The organism is Mycobacterium sp. MS1601 (genome assembly GCF_001984215.1).
GTDB lineage: Bacteria > Actinomycetota > Actinomycetes > Mycobacteriales > Mycobacteriaceae > Mycobacterium.
Window position 1 is genome coordinate 4,907,438 of sequence record NZ_CP019420.1, and the last position, 16,953, is coordinate 4,924,390.

General features: G+C 67.2%; 19 protein-coding genes. 14 read left to right on the forward strand and 5 right to left on the reverse strand.

Annotation, left to right across the window (positions count from 1 at the left end; genetic code table 11):
- The 6 genes from BVC93_RS23660 to BVC93_RS34160 are packed head-to-tail and all read left to right on the forward strand — an operon-like array spanning window position 1 to window position 6,064.
- Window positions 1–1,533 carry a sodium:solute symporter family protein gene (locus BVC93_RS23660; RefSeq protein WP_083739580.1) on the forward strand — a complete coding sequence of 511 codons (1,533 nt, stop codon included), beginning with the start codon at window positions 1–3 and terminating at the stop codon, window positions 1,531–1,533.
- Entirely contained in the window at window positions 1,530–2,786 is a 1,257-nt protein-coding gene (locus tag BVC93_RS23665) for a M20 family metallo-hydrolase (RefSeq protein ID WP_083739581.1), read from the forward strand. The genes BVC93_RS23660 and BVC93_RS23665 overlap by 4 nt, the downstream gene beginning before the upstream one ends.
- On the forward strand, window positions 2,783–4,180 hold the full coding sequence (locus tag BVC93_RS23670) for an amidase (RefSeq protein ID WP_083739582.1): 1,398 nt from the start codon (window positions 2,783–2,785) through the stop codon (window positions 4,178–4,180). The genes BVC93_RS23665 and BVC93_RS23670 overlap by 4 nt, the downstream gene beginning before the upstream one ends.
- Window positions 4,177–5,094, forward strand: coding sequence for a phosphotransferase (locus BVC93_RS23675; RefSeq protein WP_192860081.1), 918 nt, complete (start codon window positions 4,177–4,179; stop codon window positions 5,092–5,094). The genes BVC93_RS23670 and BVC93_RS23675 overlap by 4 nt, the downstream gene beginning before the upstream one ends.
- Window positions 5,091–5,804 carry a choline/ethanolamine kinase family protein gene (locus tag BVC93_RS34155; RefSeq protein ID WP_236950098.1) on the forward strand — a complete coding sequence of 238 codons (714 nt, stop codon included), beginning with the start codon at window positions 5,091–5,093 and terminating at the stop codon, window positions 5,802–5,804. Before BVC93_RS23675 ends, BVC93_RS34155 begins: the two co-directional genes overlap by 4 nt.
- A complete protein-coding gene (locus BVC93_RS34160) occupies window positions 5,705–6,064 on the forward strand; it encodes a phosphotransferase family protein (protein WP_236950099.1) in 360 nt (119 codons plus the stop codon). Before BVC93_RS34155 ends, BVC93_RS34160 begins: the two co-directional genes overlap by 100 nt.
- 12 nt (window positions 6,065–6,076) lie before the next feature.
- On the opposite strand, the gene BVC93_RS23685 is transcribed toward BVC93_RS34160, so the two are convergent.
- The 4 genes from BVC93_RS23685 to BVC93_RS23700 are packed head-to-tail and all read right to left on the reverse strand — an operon-like array spanning window position 6,077 to window position 9,340.
- Window positions 6,077–7,027: a mechanosensitive ion channel family protein gene (locus BVC93_RS23685; protein WP_083739584.1), complete on the reverse strand. Its 951-nt coding sequence runs from the start codon at window positions 7,025–7,027 to the stop codon at window positions 6,077–6,079.
- 23 nt (window positions 7,028–7,050) lie between these two features.
- Window positions 7,051–8,091 carry a quinone-dependent dihydroorotate dehydrogenase gene (locus BVC93_RS23690; RefSeq protein ID WP_236950488.1) on the reverse strand — a complete coding sequence of 347 codons (1,041 nt, stop codon included), beginning with the start codon at window positions 8,089–8,091 and terminating at the stop codon, window positions 7,051–7,053.
- Between the two features lie 26 nt (window positions 8,092–8,117).
- Window positions 8,118–8,375, reverse strand: a complete 258-nt coding sequence (locus BVC93_RS23695; protein ID WP_083739586.1) for a DUF5703 family protein — start codon at window positions 8,373–8,375, stop codon at window positions 8,118–8,120.
- A complete protein-coding gene (locus BVC93_RS23700; RefSeq protein WP_083741280.1) occupies window positions 8,372–9,340 on the reverse strand; it encodes a YncE family protein in 969 nt (322 codons plus the stop codon). The genes BVC93_RS23695 and BVC93_RS23700 overlap by 4 nt, the downstream gene beginning before the upstream one ends.
- A gap of 150 nt (window positions 9,341–9,490) precedes the next feature.
- On the opposite strand from BVC93_RS23700, the gene BVC93_RS23705 reads away from it, so the two are divergent.
- From BVC93_RS23705 to BVC93_RS23725, 5 genes are all read left to right on the forward strand, one after another.
- A complete protein-coding gene (locus BVC93_RS23705) occupies window positions 9,491–9,790 on the forward strand; it encodes a hypothetical protein (protein ID WP_083739587.1) in 300 nt (99 codons plus the stop codon).
- Window positions 9,791–9,888: 98 nt separating this feature from the next.
- A complete protein-coding gene (locus BVC93_RS23710; protein ID WP_083739588.1) occupies window positions 9,889–10,719 on the forward strand; it encodes an undecaprenyl-diphosphate phosphatase in 831 nt (276 codons plus the stop codon).
- On the forward strand, window positions 10,716–11,399 hold the full coding sequence (locus BVC93_RS23715; RefSeq protein WP_083739589.1) for a histidine phosphatase family protein: 684 nt from the start codon (window positions 10,716–10,718) through the stop codon (window positions 11,397–11,399). Before BVC93_RS23710 ends, BVC93_RS23715 begins: the two co-directional genes overlap by 4 nt.
- Window positions 11,400–11,526: 127 nt before the next feature.
- On the forward strand, window positions 11,527–12,114 hold the full coding sequence (locus BVC93_RS23720; protein WP_083739590.1) for a DUF3090 domain-containing protein: 588 nt from the start codon (window positions 11,527–11,529) through the stop codon (window positions 12,112–12,114).
- Window positions 12,098–12,901, forward strand: coding sequence for an SCO1664 family protein (locus tag BVC93_RS23725; RefSeq protein ID WP_083739591.1), 804 nt, complete (start codon window positions 12,098–12,100; stop codon window positions 12,899–12,901). The genes BVC93_RS23720 and BVC93_RS23725 overlap by 17 nt, the downstream gene beginning before the upstream one ends.
- Here BVC93_RS23725 and BVC93_RS23730 read toward each other — a convergent pair whose 3' ends face one another.
- The gene (locus BVC93_RS23730; protein ID WP_157517050.1) at window positions 12,902–13,351 is read right to left on the reverse strand and encodes an META domain-containing protein; all 450 of its coding nucleotides are present in this window, start codon (window positions 13,349–13,351) and stop codon (window positions 12,902–12,904) included.
- A 39-nt stretch (window positions 13,352–13,390) separates the two neighbouring features.
- Between BVC93_RS23730 and BVC93_RS23735 the strand changes: the two genes are divergently transcribed.
- The 3 genes from BVC93_RS23735 to BVC93_RS23745 all read left to right on the forward strand — a co-directional run bounded on the left by BVC93_RS23735 (window position 13,391) and on the right by BVC93_RS23745 (window position 16,941).
- A complete protein-coding gene (locus tag BVC93_RS23735; RefSeq protein WP_083739592.1) occupies window positions 13,391–14,158 on the forward strand; it encodes a 3'(2'),5'-bisphosphate nucleotidase CysQ in 768 nt (255 codons plus the stop codon).
- Window positions 14,159–14,180: 22 nt separating this feature from the next.
- Entirely contained in the window at window positions 14,181–15,419 is a 1,239-nt protein-coding gene (gene mshC / locus BVC93_RS23740) for a cysteine--1-D-myo-inosityl 2-amino-2-deoxy-alpha-D-glucopyranoside ligase (RefSeq protein WP_083739593.1), read from the forward strand.
- A 79-nt stretch (window positions 15,420–15,498) separates the two neighbouring features.
- On the forward strand, window positions 15,499–16,941 hold the full coding sequence (locus BVC93_RS23745; RefSeq protein WP_083739594.1) for a DUF1254 domain-containing protein: 1,443 nt from the start codon (window positions 15,499–15,501) through the stop codon (window positions 16,939–16,941).
- The last annotated feature ends 12 nt before the right edge of the window (window positions 16,942–16,953 follow it).

Sequence of the window (16,953 nt, forward strand, 5' to 3'; positions counted from 1 at the left end):
ATGTGGATCATGCTCAGCATGCTGGCGGTGTTCTATGCCATCGTGGTCGCCATTCTCTATGTGACACAACAGAAGACAGCGCCCACCTTCGACGAATACGCCGTCGGTGGGCGCGCCTACGGCCCCTGGTACGTGGCGATGAGCTACGTCAACTCCTGGTGGCCGGGTTCGACGTTCATCGCCTTCTTCGGCCTGGCGGCGGGCGCGGGCGTCTTCGGCCTCTACGGGTTGGCCTACTCCACACTGGGTGTGGCGATGATGTACTTCATGGCCACCCGCGCTTGGCGGTGGGGCAAGAAGTACGACCTGCGTTCCCAGCCGGACCTGCTGGGTAAGCGGTTCAATTCGTCTGCGGTGCGCGTGATCTCCAGCGTCATCGGCATCGTGTCGCTGTTCCCCTGGGTGGTGCTGGGCATGCAGGCGCTTGGCTCGGTCTTCGAACTGGCCAGCGACGGCGCATGGTCGGTGACCACCTGCCTGATCGTCGGCCTGGCCGTGATCATCATCCGCCAGTACTGGACCGTGCGGATGGGTATGCGCGGCCTGATCATGACCGACGCGTTCCAGGGCACCGTCGCCTATGTCTTCGCCGCGATCGTCTGCCTGGTCCTGCTGTCCGGTGCGGCCGGCGGCCCGATCAGCTTCGCCGTGCTGGGCGACGTCGCCGACGAGTTCCTCACCCTGCCCGGTGACGGCGGCTCTTACGGGCCGTTGTACATCTTTGCGCTGATCTTCACCGGTGTCATCGGATCACTGTGCTGGCCAACCAGTTTCCAGCGCATCTACACCGCTTCCAGCGTCCGTTCGGTGAAGTCCGGCACGCTGTGCACCGTGCTGATCTCCGGAGTGTTCTACACGCTGTTGATGCTGGTCGGCATCGCCGCCACCGTCATGCCCGACGTGCTCGACGCACCGCAGATGGGTTGGTTCACCATCATGAGTGACTACGGCGGCACCTGGCTGCTGGGCCTGGGCATCACCATCGTGTTCGCCGCCTCCATGGGCCACATCGACGGCAGCGTCCAGGTCTGCGGTCTGCAGATCGCCAACGACCTGGTGAACACCGAGAAGCGTCCGCTGTCGGACAAGCAGCTGACCCTGGTGGCCAAGTCCTCGATGATGGGCTTCATGGCGCTGGCCGGCGTGGTTGCCTTCTTCACCTTCAACATGGACCGGCTGCAGCTGCTGGCCCAGATCTCCTACCAGGGCATCGTCCAGTTGGCGGTTCCGCTGTTCTTCGGCATCTTCTGGAAGGGTGGCAACAAGCAGGGCGCTGTCGCGGGCATGGTCGCCGGCTTCCTGGTCGCCATGGTGCTCACGTGGATCTACCCCGACGACATCAGGGCGCTCGGCAGCCTCACCGGCGGTATCGTCGGAATCGTGGTGAACCTCGTGGTGTTCTTGGCCGCGGCATGGCTCATCAAGTCCGATGACGAGGAAAAGGCAAGGGTGGCAGCAATGTTCGACGTGGCACGTACCTCTGTCAAGGGTGCTCCGGCGGCTGCGACGCCGCTGGTGCAGGGAACCCCGTGAGTTCTGCTGACCTCAGCGACCACGCGTTCCTGCAGGATTTCGCAGAGCTGTCGGCCATCGGAGCCACACCCGCGGGCGGGGTACACCGGGAGGCGGCCACCGCCGCCGACGGCCTCGCCCGCGAGTGGCTGCGTGACTGGTTGCTTCGGCACGGGATGAGCTGCCTGGTGGATTCGGTGGGCAACATGTACGGCTGCGCCGAGGCGGTACCGGGCGCTCCGTACGTGCTGATCGGCTCGCATCTGGACAGCCAGCCGACCTCGGGACGCTTTGACGGCGCCTACGGCGTGCTGGCGGCGGCCTACGCCGCCGCCCGCCTGCAGGCCGATCCGCCCGCCGGGATCCGGCTGAACGTGGCTGCGGTGAACTGGTTCAACGAGGAGGGCTCGCGGTTCTCGCCGAGCCTGATGGGCAGCGGTGTCTACATCGGCAAGTTCGACGCCGATACCGTGCTGGACACCGCCGCCCTGGACGGCACCACGGTGCGGGAGGCGTTGCAGGCCATCGGTTTCCACGGCCAGGACACCCCACCGGTGGCCGCGGCGTTCGCCGAGATCCACATCGAGCAGGGTCGCACCCTGATCGACGAAGGACTGGACATCGGCGTCGTGACCCGCAACTGGGCGGCCTACAAGTACGTCGTCACCGTCACCGGCGAGCAGTCGCACACCGGCGCCACCCACATGCGCTACCGCAAGGACGCGCTGGTGGGTGCCAGCAAGGTGGTCCTGGCGGTACGCGACGTCGCCGACGAGTACAACGCCCGATTCGGCGAAGGAGCGCTACTGAGTTCGGTCGGGCAGTTCACCGTCGAACCCAACTCGCCGGTGGTGGTGCCCGCACGGGTCCGGCTGGCCGCCGATATGCGCTCGCTGGACGCCGCGGTACTGGAACAAGCTCACACCAGCCTGATCGCCAGACTGGCCGAGATCGACGAGGTGACGGTCACCGTGGAATCGGCGACCCTGCGGCTGTCCAAGGCCTATCCGGACGCCGGGATCGCCCTGGCCGGTGCGGCTGCCGACGAGCTGGGGCTGAGCTGGAAGGAGTTGCCCACCATGGCTGGCCATGACTCGGTGAACCTGACTGACGTGGTGCCGACGGTGATGCTGTTCGTGCCCAGCGTCGAGGGGATCTCCCACAACGAGCACGAATACACCACCGACGCACAGATGGTGGCGGGAGTTCGGATGCTCACCGGAATCGCCGGGCGCATGCTCACCGGTGTGCTGGAGGTGGGAGCACCGGCATGATCGACACCGACATCTCGACTCTGATCGCCGCCTATCGCAGCGGCGAGGCCACGCCCACCGCGGTTCTCGAGGACACCCTGTCGCGCATCGATGAGCGGAATCCGGCCATCAACGCACTGGCCTACGTCGACGCCGACGCAGCGGCGGCAGCCGCGGCGGCCTCGACGCAGCGCTGGGCGGCGGGCACCCCGTTGTCTGCCATGGACGGCGTCCCGGTGACCATCAAAGACAGCGTCAACGCCAGCGGAATGCCGTGGCGGCACGGCTGTGCGGCCTTCGACGACGTGCCCGACTCGACCGTCGACGCCCCACCTGCCGCACGACTCAAAGAAGCCGGCGCGGTGATCCTCGGCAAGACCACCATGCCCGACTTCGGCATGATGGCCGCAGGCGTCAGCTCGCTCTACGGCATCACCCGGAACCCATGGGATCTGACCCGCAGCACCGGCGGCTCCAGTTCCGGCGCCGGCGCCAGCCTTGCGGCCGGAATCGGTTTCGGCTCCGTGGGCACGGACATCGCCGGCTCGGTCCGCCTGCCCGCCGGACACTGCGGGCTGGTGGCGCTCAAACCCACCCAGGGCCGGATCCCGCATCTGGCGCCGTCCACCATGCGCTCGGCAGGCCCGATGGCGCGCACCGTCGACGACGCGATCGCCCTGTACGACATCCTGAGCCGGCCCGACGTGCGCGACCTGTGGAGCCTGGCCCCCGAGGACGGTGCCACCTCGACAGAACCGTTGTCGCCATCGGGGCTGCGTATCGGAGTGCTGACCGAACTGAACCCCGGCTTCGCCGCCGATACCTGCGTGGCCGCCGTGGTGGATGCCGCGGCCGCTGCGCTGGCCGACGGCGGTGCCATGGTCACCACCATGGCACCGGTGTTCGACGACGACCCGTATCCCGCGTTGGACCGGGTGTTCGCCGTGCGTGCCATAGCCGAGTTGGAGTCCATCCCCGAAGATCGTCGCCACCTGGTACATCCGGCGATCCGCACCTGGTGTGCATCCGCGGCCGCCTACACCGCTGCCGACTTCACCCGCGACAGCGAAGCCGTCGCGCACTCGGCGGAGACCATGCGCGCCGCCTGCGCCGAGTTCGACTTCGTGATCGCACCCGTGATCCCGATGGTCGGTTTCGCCGCTGATGTTTGTGGCGGCGACGAGTCACAACCGTTGGCGCACTGCGGTTTCACCGCATGGTCCAACCAGACGGCGGCGCCCGCGTCGGCGTTGTGTTTCGGCTTCTCCGGCGGGATGCCGGTGGGGATCCAGGTGATCGGCCCGCGCCTGGCCGACCGCGCGGTGCTGCGGCTCACCAAATGGCTGGAAAGCAGGCGCGGTTTCGACATCGAGTGGCCGCACCCCGTCACCGCACAGGCAGGAGGCACCACGTGAGCATCACCGCCCGGCTGAGCGCGCTCGGTCTGTCCCTCGACGGCACGGTCACCGCCGACTCCACCTCGTCGATGGCCAGCCCCAGCTGGTGGGGGGCGGACTCCGAATGCCTGGACGTCCGTTCGGATTCGCAGTCGGTGTTCGTCAAGACCATGATCGGCCATGCCGGCGCCTACACCGATGTCGAGCATGCGTTCGCCGCCGCCACCGCGGCAGGAGAGCTGGGTATCGGACCGAAGGTGCTTGCCGCCGATCCCGCCACGGGCACCCTGGTGCTGGAGAACTTCGTGGACACCGCCTCGACCGCCACCCTCAACCGGTTCGACGACCCTGACGCCTTGCAGAAGCTGATCGACGTCCGCGCCAAGGTACACACCAGCACCGGGATCACCAGGACGGCCACGGTGTTCGACGACATCAGGACACTCACGACGTTGGCGCAGTCACAGAATGTGGTTCTGCCCAAGGATTTCAGCTGGATGCTGCGGCTGCTCGACATGGCCGAGAAGCGGATCCTGGCCACCGGTTTCGACACCGTACCGGCCCACGGTGACGGCAATGTGTCCAATGTGCTGCTGGTCGAGGATGGCCGCACCTTGCTGGTCGACTGGGATGTCGCCGCGGTGATGGATCCGTTGCAGGACATCGGTGTGCTGCTGGCCGAGGTGCGTCCGTTCGACTCACAGGCCAGGGCCGCCTTCGAAATGGCGTGGGGTTCCTATGATCAGGCTCTGTTCGACCGGGCCCGGGTGTACGGCATCGTCGACATGGTGCGCTGGGGCCTGATCGGCGCTTACGCCGACGCGGCGCGGCCGGGCACACTGGAGTACTCCAAGCTGTCGGACTGGCAGTTCCTGCGCGCGCGTGCGGGTTTGGCCGACGGGCACTTCCACGACCGATTGGAGGGTCTGTGACCGTGACAGACGAACGCCCCGACAGCGCAGGCGACCGGACGATGGGCTCCGCCCGGTCGGCCGTCGAGCGCCGGGTGGAAGATGTGCTGAGCCAGATCGAACGCTGGCAGGGCCGCACCCTCACGTATGCCCCGGTGCTGGGCGGACTGATGAACAGCAACTGGCGCATCACCGTCGAGGGGCTGGACACCCGCTACTTTCTCAAGATCCCCGGTGACGGCAGTGACGCCTTCATCGACCGCACCCTGGCCAACGAGGCCACCCGCCGGGCCGGTGAGCGTGGAATCGGCGCCGAGGTGGTGCATTTCGACTCCACCACCGGAGTGGAGGTCATCGAGTTCCTGGAAGGTTACCGCGCCTGCACCAACGGTGACTTCAAACGGCCCGAGGTGCCGGTGGAGATCATCGGCATCTACCGCAACCTGCATGACGGCGGTCTGCTCAGCGGCACCAAGACCATGTTCGACATGATCGAAGAACACTTGGACCAGGCCCGTGAGATCGGCGTGAATCTGCCCGTGGACGCGGACCTGATCCTGGGGAGTACCAGCAGGCCAAGGCGGCATTGCTGGCCAGCGGACTCGACCTTGTTGCCTGCCACAATGATCCGATGCCCGGTAACTTCTTGGTGGCCGACGGCAAACCCATGCGGATGGTGGACTACGAATTCGCCTCCAACAACGAACGCGCCTACGAGCTGGCGCTGTTGATCGTGGAGATGTTCTACACCGAGGAGCAGGCGCTCGAACTCATCGAGCAGTTCTACGGCAACACCGATTTCGCCACCCAGGCGCGCGTCCAGGTGTGCTGCGCGCTCGCCGACACCAAGTGGGGTCTATGGGCGGTGGTCAACCAGCAGCTCAACACCACATGGGATTTCGACTACCACAAGTACGGGCTGTGGAAGCTGATGCGGGCGCGGATGAAGATGTCAGACCCGCGGTGGGCCTACTGGCTGACCGCCATCTAGCGGTCAATCGGTCTATTCGCCGATGGCGGCTGCTCGTCCCGTCGGGTACGGCAGGTCGATGCCGTGCTGATCGTAGGCACGCAGAATCGCCCGCCTGAGCTTGCGCTTGACCGCCCACTGCGCGTTGGGCCGCACCTTCACCGTCATCCGCAGCGTCACCAGGTCGGGCGACAGCTCCTGCACCCCCAGCATCTGGGGTTCGCCGATCACCTTGGCGGCCACTGACGGCTCGGCGACGGCTTCCTCGGCCGCCTGGACCGCGACCTCCTGGGCGCGGTCCAGATCAGCCGTCAGCGCCACGGGCACCTCGATCCGGGCGACGGCGTACTCCTGGCTCATGTTGCCCACCCGGGCGATCTCGCCGTTGCGGACGTACCAGAGCGTGCCGTCGATGTCGCGGACCGTGGTGACCCGCAATCCGACACTCTCGACCTCGCCCACCGCGTCGCCGAGATCGACGGTGTCACCAACGCCGTACTGGTCCTCGAGCAGCATGAACACGCCGGTCACGAAGTCGCGCACCAGGTTCTGTGCGCCGAAGCCGATGGCAAGGCCAACCACACCGGCCGAGGCGATGAACGGTGCGATGTTGACCCCGAGCACGTTGAGGACAGCCAGCACCACCCACACCAGCAACACGATCGACACGGTGGATTTCAGCACCGAGCCGATGGTTTGAGCGCGCTGTTGGCGCCGCAGGATCACCTGCTCGCTGGTGGACGTACTGGGCACCCGATCCCGCAGCTTGCGGACCAGCGGAGGTGTCCGGCCCGGCTTGGTTTCAGAGCCGTCGGCGGCGGTGTCCTTATGAGCCCGGGCTGTGGTGGCCCGGTCGATCATGCGTTGCAGGACAAGCCGGATGACCAGGGCCACTGCGATGTAGGCGACGATCCTGATCGGGACCTCGATGAGCCAGTGCCGACTGGTGTCCGTCCATTCGAAAGCCAGAAACGAAACATCCATAGGAGTCCACCCTACGATCCCGGTTACCCGGCGCCGGACCCCACCGCGTCGGACAGCGAGGCAAAACCCCCCGCATGCAGCCGGGACGCCAGGCCGTCGTGAATGTGCTTGGCCCACATGCCGCCACCGTAAATAAAGCCGGTGTACCCCTGCAGCAGTGAGGCGCCGGCGGTGATCCGTTCCCAGGCGTCGTCGGCGGTCTCGATGCCGCCGACGCTGATCAGCACCAGGCGGTCGCCGACCCGGGCGTGCAGTCGTCGCAGCACCTCCAGCGACCGTCGCGCCACCGGGGCCCCTGACACGCCGCCTGCGCCGAGGTCGGCCGCCCCCGGGGTGTGCAGGCCGGCACGCGAGATCGTCGTGTTGGTCGCCACGATGCCCGCGAGCCCGAGTTCGACGGCCAGATCGGCCACCTCGTCGACGTCACTGTCGGCCAGGTCCGGCGCGATCTTCACCAGCACCGGGGTGTTGCCGGCCTCCTGGAGGACACCGGCGAGGATGGGCCGCAGCGCGGACACGGCCTGCAGGTCGCGCAGGCCCGGGGTGTTGGGTGAGCTGACGTTGACCACCAGGTAATCGGCCAGCGGCGACAACAGGCGGGCGCTGGTGCGGTAGTCCTCGTCTGCTTGTGCTGCCGGGGTGACCTTGGTCTTGCCGATGTTGACGCCGATGGGCACGTCGGCGCGGCGGCGGACCAGTTGGGTGGCCAATGCCGCTGCTCCGTGATTGTTGAAGCCCATGCGGTTGAGCAGCGCGCGGTCGGCAGGCAACCGGAACAGTCGCGGTCGCGGGTTGCCCGGCTGTGCTGCGGCGGTGACGGTGCCGACCTCGGCGTAGCCGAATCCCAGCGCACCCCAGGTGGTCAGGCCGTGGCCGTCCTTGTCGAAGCCGGCTGCCAGGCCGAGCGGGCCCGGGAAATGCACTCCGAACACCGTGCTGGCCAGCACCGGATCCGCTGGGGCCAGCGCATGGCGCAGACGTCGTCGCAGCGGGGCGGGGGCGGTGACACCGCGCAAGGCGGCGAAAGCGATGGTGTGGATGCGCTCGGGTGGCAGTACGAACATGGCCCGGCGCAGTGCGTCGTAGAGCACTACAGCTCCGGCAATTCGTCGGCGTTGGGATTCTGCACACGAGACTTCTTGCGTCGCAGCAACACCCGCCGGGTGCCATCGGTGTAGAGCCGAACCTTGGTCAGCTCCCAGCCGCGGTACTCGGCCTCGATCGACAATCGGGTGGACGCGGTGAGTCGGGTGACGTCCGGTGGCAGGCGCAGTGGCACCCACTCGTAGTCGTCGGACAGGTCCATATCCCAGCCCACCGGCATCCGGCCGCGCCGCGCAGCTGTCACGGGGTGCCTGCTGCGGATTCGATCACCTGGACACCCGCGCCTGAGCCCGACACCACGTAGAGGGTGCCGGTGGCGTCGTCGAATGCCACGAAGTCGGGTTGCTGCACAGTTGGGTAACGCACCTTCTCGACAGGTATTCCGGTCGCCAGATCGTAACCAACAACGGCATTGGTCGCGGTCTGTGACACCCAGGCCAGGTTCGACGAACCGGCGACGCCGTAGGGAGCGGCGGGCACCGGGTAGCGCTGCCGCATGATCAGCGGGTCCACTCCGAACACCAGCAACTCGTCACCGCGGGTGTCGGTCACCAGTACGCGACCTGCCGGATCGGCGGCGATGGACGTGGCCCCCTCACCGGCCCGCAGCGCCTGCTGTGCCTTGCCGTCGGTGTTCACGCTGGTCACCGAGGTCTGACCGCGGTCGAGTACCACGGTGGTGTCTCCCACGGTGGCCAAGGCGTCCACGCGGGCGAAGATCTCCACCCGTTGCTCGACATCTGTTCCGTCGGAGTTCAGCAGATAGACCGCGCCGGTGGAGCTGCCCAGCACCGGTCCGTCGTCCTGGCGCAGTGCCACCGCGGTGAACTCGGTGTCGGCGGCCACCTGGATCTGCTCGGTAGCCCCTGTCGACAGGTTCACCCGCGTGTAGCCGCCGCGGCCGGTGACGTACGCGGTACCCCGGCCGTCGCTGGTCAGCGCGGTGGCCTGCCCGGGAATGTCGATCACGCGGGGGGTCGGTTCCAGCACGGTCACCGTGCTGGTCTCACCGGGAGTCAGTGCCACCAGCGCGTCGACGCCGGCGTCGAACACCGCGGCGGCGGGGCGCCCGGGCAGTGGTCGGACGGTGCCGGCCGGGGTGACGGCGGCCGGCGGGGCGGCGGCGGGCCTGGCCGGCTCGATGGTCGGGGGAGTCGAGTCCACCGCGGTGGTCGAACATCCGGCGCTGAGCAGCGCGAATGCCACCAGAACGGTTGCTGTAGCGGTGGCGGGACGGGCGCTAATACGTTTCAATATGAAGGGCAACGGGTAACTCTCGCGCGTGCGGACGGCTTTCTCCTGGACGAGCAATAGTAGAAAACGCTACTCGGCGTTGCGTATTGACGGTATGGTAAATCCATGACACTGGCCCCTGAGAGAGACGTCACAGGTGGTTTTTTCTTCGAGGACATCACCCCCGGAATCCACGCCAGTGGCTTTGGTGAGGTCGGTGACGGGCGCAGTTTCTCCTTCCACGTAGCCAGGCAGATGCTCAGCGTCGAGGTGTACCGGCCCCGTCTGGCCGGCCCCGTTCCGCACGCCGAGGATGTGGTCGCCAGGTTCACCCGAGGTCTGGTGGACATCGACGTCTCCGATGAACGCAGCATCGCCGCGGCGGTGCGTGATGCGGTGTTCTCCGCGCAACCGATCTCCCGCTAGCCCTACGTCGCGCATCCGGCTCGCCGGTCACGGTACGGTCTTCTCCGGGGCCGCAACCGTGGGGGAGGAGCACACCGTTGGACAGTGCAGTGGCGGCGATGTCGTGGCTGCAGGTGGTGGTTCTCGCCATCGTTCAGGGGCTCACGGAGTTCCTTCCAGTCTCGTCATCCGGACACCTGGCCATCGTGTCTCGAGCGTTCTTCGACGACGACGCAGGCGCGTCGTTCACCGCCGTGACCCAACTCGGTACCGAGGTTGCGGTCTTGGTCTTCTTCGCCAAGGACATCGGACGCATCCTCGTCGCGTGGTTCGCGGGGTTGCGAGACGCAGCCCGCCGCAACGCCGACTACTGGCTGGGCTGGTGGGTCATCATCGGCACCATCCCGATCTGTGTTCTTGGCCTGCTCTTCAAGGACCAGATCCGCAGCGGGGCAAGGAATTTGTGGCTGGTGGCCACCGCGCTGATCGTTTTCGCCTTCGTGATCGCCGCCGCCGAGTACGTCGGCAGGCAGACCCGCAAGGTCGAACAGCTCACCTGGCGTGACGCGGTGATCGTCGGCTTCGCCCAGTGTCTGGCGCTGGTCCCGGGGGTGTCACGCTCGGGCGCGACCATCAGCGCCGGGCTGTTCCTCGGCATGGAACGTGAGCTGGCCGCCCGGTTCGGCTTCCTGCTGGCCATCCCCGCGGTGTTCGCCTCGGGCCTGTTCTCCTTGCCCGACGCCTTCGCGCCGGTGACGGAGGGAATGAGCGCCACCGGGGCCCAGCTCTTGGTGTCCATCCTCATCGCCTTCGTTGTCGGTTACGCCGCCATCGCCTGGTTCCTGAAGTTCCTGGTCAACCACGGCATGTACTGGTTCGTCGGCTACCGCGTGGTCCTGGGAACCGTGCTGTTGATCCTGTTGGGTACCGGGGTGGTCGCGGCCACATGACGGTCATCCTTCTGCGGCACGGTCGTTCGACGTCGAACACCGCGCACACCCTGGCCGGCCGCGCCGAGGGTGTCGAGCTCGACACCTTGGGCAGCGAGCAGGCCGCCGGAATCGTGGCCAGGGTCGCCGGGCTGCCCATCAAGGCGCTCATCCGCTCGCCGTTGTTGCGCTGTGGGCGAACGCTGGAGCCGCTGGCGGCCGAGTTGGGGCTCGAGCCGGTGATCGACGAACGTCTCGCCGAGGTGGACTACGGCAGCTGGACCGGCCGCAAGATCGGCGACCTGGTCAAGGAGCCGCTGTGGGCGGTGGTGCAGCAACAGCCCAGTGCCGCGGTGTTCCCCGACGGCGAAGGGCTGGCGCAGGTACAGGCCCGCGCGGTCGCGGCGGTGCGCGAACACGACAAGCGGCTGGCGCAGGAGCACGGCGGTGACACCCTCTGGGTGGCCTGCACCCACGGTGACGTGATCAAGAGCGTGCTCGCCGACGCGCTGGGCACCCACCTCGACAGCTTTCAGCGAATCACCGCCGACCCCGCGTCGATGAGCGTGATCCGCTACACGACGCTGCGGCCGTTTGTGGTTCACGTCAACCACACCGGCGGCGCGCTGGCCTCCGCGCTGACCGCTCCACCGGCCAAGGAACCCACCTCCGACGCTGTGGTGGGTGGCACCACCGACTGAGCCGATTGTCTCGCTCCGCAGCGGTCTCGTACCGCCCCCGCGAGCGGGAGGTACCCCCAGACCGGATCGGTGGCCTGACGGCTCCCGATTACTGCCGACGACGTTCACCCGGTATTTTGGAGGAGTCATGCCGCGCGCAATTCACGTCTTCCGAACACCCGACCGCTTTGTCGCCGGGACTGTTGGGCAGCCCGGAAACCGGACGTTCTACCTGCAGGCGGTGCACGATGCCCGAGTGGTGTCGGTGGTGCTGGAAAAGCAGCAGGTGGCTGTGCTCGCCGAACGTATCGACGCCCTGCTGGTCGAGGTCAACCGCCGGTTCGGCACACCGCTGCCCCCGGAGACCGCAACCGTCGAGGACCTCAGCCCGCTCGTCACCCCCGTCGACGCCGAATTCCGCGTCGGCACCATGGGTCTGGGCTGGGACTCCGATGCCCAGACCGTGGTGGTGGAACTGCTGGCGGTCACCGACACCGAATTCGACGCCTCGGTGGTGCTCGACGACGCCGAAGAAGGCCCGGACGCGGTGCGGGTGTTCCTCACACCGGAGTCGGCCCGTCAGTTCGCCAACCGGTCCAACCGGGTGATCTCGGCCGGCCGCCCACCCTGTCCGCTGTGTGAGGAACCGCTGGACCCCGAAGGGCACATCTGCGTCCGCACCAACGGGTACAAGCGCGCCGAGCTGTTCGGGTCAGACGATGACCCAGCGGCCTGACGTTCTCTCTCGCGGTGAGCTGACGATCCTCGGGCGAATTCGCTCGGCCAGCAACGCCACCTTCCTGTGTGAAGCCGAATTCGACGGCGCCACAACACACTGCGTCTACAAACCCGTGGCCGGCGAGCAGCCGCTGTGGGATTTCCCCGATGGCACCCTGGCGGGGCGGGAGCTGGCCACCTTCCTGGTGTCACATCAGCTGGGCTGGAACATCGTGCCGCACACCATTATTCGTGACGGGCCCGCAGGCCCGGGGATGTGTCAGCTGTGGGTGGATCAACCGGAGGATCACGACGAGGACCAGGCCAGAACGCCGGATCTGGTGGATCTGTGTCCCGTCGAGCACCTGCCCGCCGGCTACCTGCCGGTGCTGCGGGCCCAGGATTACGCCGGCGATGACGTGCTGTTGATCCACGCGGACGATCTTCGCCTGCGCCTGGTCGCGGTGTTCGACGTCCTGGTCAACAATGCCGACCGCAAGGGCGGCCACATTCTGCACGGCGTCGACGGCTGCGTGTACGGCGTGGACCACGGCCTGTGTCTGCACACCGAGGACAAGCTACGCACCGTCTTGTGGGGCTGGGCGGGTAAACCGGTCGACGACGAGATCCTCGAAGCCGTGGCCCGGTTGGTGCAGGCCGTCGACGGGGACTTCGGTGACCAGCTGGCCCAGCACATCACCGAGACAGAAGTCGTGGCCCTGGGGGTGCGGGCCGCCGAGATGCTGGAGAATCCGGTGATGCCCACCCCGGACCGGCGGCGCCCGATTCCCTGGCCTGCCTTCTGACTACATCGGATCCCAGCTCAGGATGCCGCCGTCGAACATCAGCGACATGTGCAACCGGTCGTCCCTGAAGATGTAGCCCCGCACACTCGGCAGCGCCGCGCTCACCTCTTGATCCAGTGACGGGCCCGGGCATCCCATCAGCGTGGCAGCGATGGGTCCGAACGTCAGCGACCCGGTCTCCCCGTCGCCGGTGGGTGCGGCTTCGTACGTCCCGGTGCCGGTGTTGCAGTCCAGGCCGAACGACGCCTGCCCGTCCTCGCCGAAGGACACGGTGAACACCCCGGGGCCGGGCACCGGGGTGACGCCCTGGGCGTCATTCATCGATTCGATCTGTACCAGCTGCCAGCTGGTACCCACCAGAGACCGTGGTTCGGACTGCGCGGCACACCCAGAAACCACCGTCGCGCACACAACCACCGACGTCCAGACGACCCACCGCAGCGCACCCACGACGTCAATCGTGGCAGCTGCACCGGGGATACTGGGCAGGTGACCCCTTCGAGCGATGCTGCGCTGGCGGCCGACTTGGCCCAGGATGCGGGAAAACTCCTGCTGGCGCTTCGCGACGAGGTGGGATTCGACTCGCCGTGGTCGTTGGGCGACGAGGGTGACAGCCGCGCCAACGAGCTGCTGCTGCGCAGGCTGCGCGCCGAGCGCCCCGATGACGCGGTGCTCAGTGAGGAAGCTCACGACAACATCTCTCGGCGGTTGGCCGCCGAGCGGGTGTGGATCATCGACCCGGTCGACGGCACCCGCGAATACTCGCTTCCGGGGCGCGCCGACTGGGCCGTGCACGTGGCGCTGTGGCAACGCACCGGAGGTCCCGACGGCCAGATCACCGATGCCGCCGTTGCGCTGCCCGCGCGCGGCGAGGTGTACCGCAGTGACACGGTCACCGGAGGCGAGCGCAAGCACACCGGTCCCATCCGGATCACCGCCAGCGCAAACCGGCCGCCCCGGGTGCTGTACCGGATAGCCGAGCGGGTGGAGTTCGAGATGGTGCCCATCGGCTCGGCCGGCGCCAAGGCAATGGCGGTGGTGCGCGGTGACGTTGATGCATACATCCACGCCGGCGGCCAGTGGGAATGGGATTCCGCTGCTCCCGCCGGGGTGGTGCTGGCGGCCGGGATGCACGCCTCCCGCATCGACGGATCGCCCATGTTGTACAACCGCGAAGACCCGTATCTGCCCGATCTGTTGTTCTGTCGACCCGAATTCGCCGACATCCTGCTGGGTGCCATGCGGTTGGCCGGCTGAAGACCGAATAGAGTCGAATCCCATGCGATCGTGGTCGGCCGTCGACGTTCCCCAACTACCGGGGCAGGGGCCTGCGTTACGGCTGTTCGATACCGCCGACCAGCAGGTCCGCCCGGTGTCCGTCGGTGATACCGCGACCATGTACGTGTGCGGCATCACCCCCTATGACGCCACCCACCTCGGTCACGCCGCCACCTATCTCACCTTCGATCTGGTGCATCGGCTGTGGCTCGACGGCGGCCACGGCGTGCACTACGTGCAGAACATCACCGATATCGACGACCCCCTGTTCGAACGCGCGAATCGCGACGGCATCGGCTGGCGTGAACTGGGGGACCGTGAAACCCAGCTGTTCCGCGACGACATGACCGCCCTGCGGGTGCTGCCGCCACGTGACTACATCGGTGCCACCGAGGCCATCGCCGAGGTGGTGGAACTGGTGGAGAAGATGCTGGCTTCGGGCGCGGCGTACGTGGTGGACGACGCGCGATACCCGGACGTGTACTTCCGGGCCGACGCCACCGCCCAGTTCGGCTACGAGTCCGGCTATGACCGCGACACCATGCTGAGGCTGTTCACCGAGCGGGGCGGTGACCCCGACCGCCCCGGAAAAGCCGACCCACTGGATGCGCTGATGTGGCGGGCCGAGCGTGACGGTGAGCCGGCCTGGCCGTCGCCGTTCGGACCGGGCAGGCCCGGCTGGCACATCGAGTGTGCCGCAATTGCGTTGAGCCGCATAGGAACCGGGTTGGACGTCCAGGGTGGTGGTAGTGATCTGGTGTTCCCGCACCATGAGTTCTCGGCCGCGCATGCCGAGTCGGTCACCGGCGAGCGCCGGTTCGCCCGCCACTACGTGCACGCCGGGATGATCGGCTGGGACGGCCACAAGATGTCCAAGAGCCGCGGCAACCTGGTGCTGGTGTCGCAGCTGCGCGCCGAGGGCGTGGATTCTGGCGCCATCCGGTTGGGGCTCTTCGCCGGCCACTACCGCGAGGACCGCTTCTGGAGCCCCGAGGTGCTCGGCGAGGCTCAGGCTCGACTGGCTCGCTGGCGTGAGGCCACTGCTCTGGCGGCGGGCCCGGCCGCCACCGATCTGCTGGCCCGGGTGCGCCGTTACCTTGCCGACGATCTTGACACTCCGAAAGCACTTGCCGCCCTTGATGGCTGGGCCACCGATGCGCTGTCCTACGGCGGACACGACTCGGACGCCCCGGCGCTTGTCGCCGCCGCCGTCGACGCCCTGCTGGGCGTCAGGCTCTGACCGGCCGAGCGGGTTTCTGCACGGCGACACGCCGGTGACGGCGGGCAAGAACGCGTGCTCGCCCTCCTAGGGTGAAGTCATGCACAAGCCGCTGGCCCTCCTCGCGCTGCTGGTCCTGCTCGTCGGGTGCGCAACCGACAACAGCGTCACCACCGAGTCCAGCTCCAGCCCCGAGCCGCCGGGCCCGGTCGCGTCCCCGGTGCCGGCGGACGCCCGCGCCATCGCCAAAGAGGCCTACATCTATGGCTTTCCGATCGTCGACAACTACCGCGTGATGTACTCCTATTTCGTCGACGAGCAGGACCCCGACTACAGGGGCGGGTGGAATCAGGTCCACAGCACGGCGCGGCTGTTCACCCCGGAGGACAAGGCGGTCCAGACGCCCAACTCCGACACCCCGTACTCCATGCTCGGCGCGGATCTGCGCACCGAACCCCTGGTGCTGACGGTGCCCCCGGTTGCCCAGGACCGCTACTACTCGCTGCAGTTCATCGATGGCTACACCTCCAACATCGCCTACGTCGGCAGCCGCACCACCGGCAACGGCGGTGGCAAATACCTTCTGACAGGGCCGAACTGGCAGGGCGACACCCCCGAAGGCATCAACGAGGTGATCCGCTCCGACACCGACCTCACCTCCGTCATCTACCGCACCCAGCTGTTCGGACCCTCTGATCTGGCCGAAGTGGAAAAGATCCAGGCCGGCTACACCGCCGAACCACTGTCGGCCTACCTGGATCAGCCGGCTCCCGCCCCGGCACCGCCCATCGACTTCGTGCCACCGCTGAGCCCCGAGCAGCAGAAGACCTCACCGCAATTCTTCGAGATCATGAACTTCGCGATGCGCTTCGCTCCGGGTCGAGACGGTGAGCAGGATCTCCTTACCCGGTTCGCCACCCTCGGCATCGGACCCGACGGTGACTACCAGGCCGACGCGCTGACCCCGGAACTGCGCGCGGAAATCGAGGGCGGCATGGCCGACGCCTGGACCGAGCTGCAGACCTTCCAGAAGGAGCAACTCGGTACCGGCAAGGTCAGCTCCGCGGACTTGTTCGGCAGCCCCGAAGAGATCGGGGACAACTACCTGTACCGGATGGCCGGCGACGTCCTGGGCATCTACGGCAACTCCAAGGACGAGGCGATCTACCCGGTCACCGATGTCGACGCCACCGGTGCTCCGTTGACCGGAGCCAACCGCTACACCTACCGCTTCGCGGCCGGCCAGCTGCCGCCGGTCAACGCGTTCTGGTCACTGACCATGTACGAGCTGCCGCAAAGCCTGCTGGTGGACAACCCGATCAACCGCTACCTGATCAACTCGGAGATGCTGCCCAGCCTTGTCGCCGGCCCTGACGGGGGTTACACCCTGTTCGTGCAGCACGATTCGCCTGGGGCGGCACAGGAATCCAACTGGTTGCCCGCTCCGGAGGGTCCGTTCCGGCTCGCCCTGCGGCTGTACTGGCCCAAGCCCGATGCGCTGAACGGCACCTGGCAGGCGCCCAAACCAGAGAAGGTGACATGAACCGGCGGGGCG

Coding starts and splice junctions, on each gene's coding strand:
- BVC93_RS23685 (WP_083739584.1), bottom strand. CDS start 7,027: ATGGATGTTTCGTTTCTGGCTTTCGAATGGACGGACACCAGTCGGCAC.
- BVC93_RS23720 (WP_083739590.1), top strand. CDS start 11,527: ATGCCGCGCGCAATTCACGTCTTCCGAACACCCGACCGCTTTGTCGCC.
- BVC93_RS23705 (WP_083739587.1), top strand. CDS start 9,491: ATGACACTGGCCCCTGAGAGAGACGTCACAGGTGGTTTTTTCTTCGAG.
- BVC93_RS23670 (WP_083739582.1), top strand. CDS start 2,783: ATGATCGACACCGACATCTCGACTCTGATCGCCGCCTATCGCAGCGGC.
- BVC93_RS23725 (WP_083739591.1), top strand. CDS start 12,098: ATGACCCAGCGGCCTGACGTTCTCTCTCGCGGTGAGCTGACGATCCTC.
- BVC93_RS23710 (WP_083739588.1), top strand. CDS start 9,889: ATGTCGTGGCTGCAGGTGGTGGTTCTCGCCATCGTTCAGGGGCTCACG.
- BVC93_RS23690 (WP_236950488.1), bottom strand. CDS start 8,091: ATGTTCGTACTGCCACCCGAGCGCATCCACACCATCGCTTTCGCCGCC.
- mshC (WP_083739593.1), top strand. CDS start 14,181: ATGCGATCGTGGTCGGCCGTCGACGTTCCCCAACTACCGGGGCAGGGG.
- BVC93_RS23660 (WP_083739580.1), top strand. CDS start 1: ATGTGGATCATGCTCAGCATGCTGGCGGTGTTCTATGCCATCGTGGTC.
- BVC93_RS23715 (WP_083739589.1), top strand. CDS start 10,716: ATGACGGTCATCCTTCTGCGGCACGGTCGTTCGACGTCGAACACCGCG.
- BVC93_RS34160 (WP_236950099.1), top strand. CDS start 5,705: ATGCCCGGTAACTTCTTGGTGGCCGACGGCAAACCCATGCGGATGGTG.
- BVC93_RS23745 (WP_083739594.1), top strand. CDS start 15,499: ATGCACAAGCCGCTGGCCCTCCTCGCGCTGCTGGTCCTGCTCGTCGGG.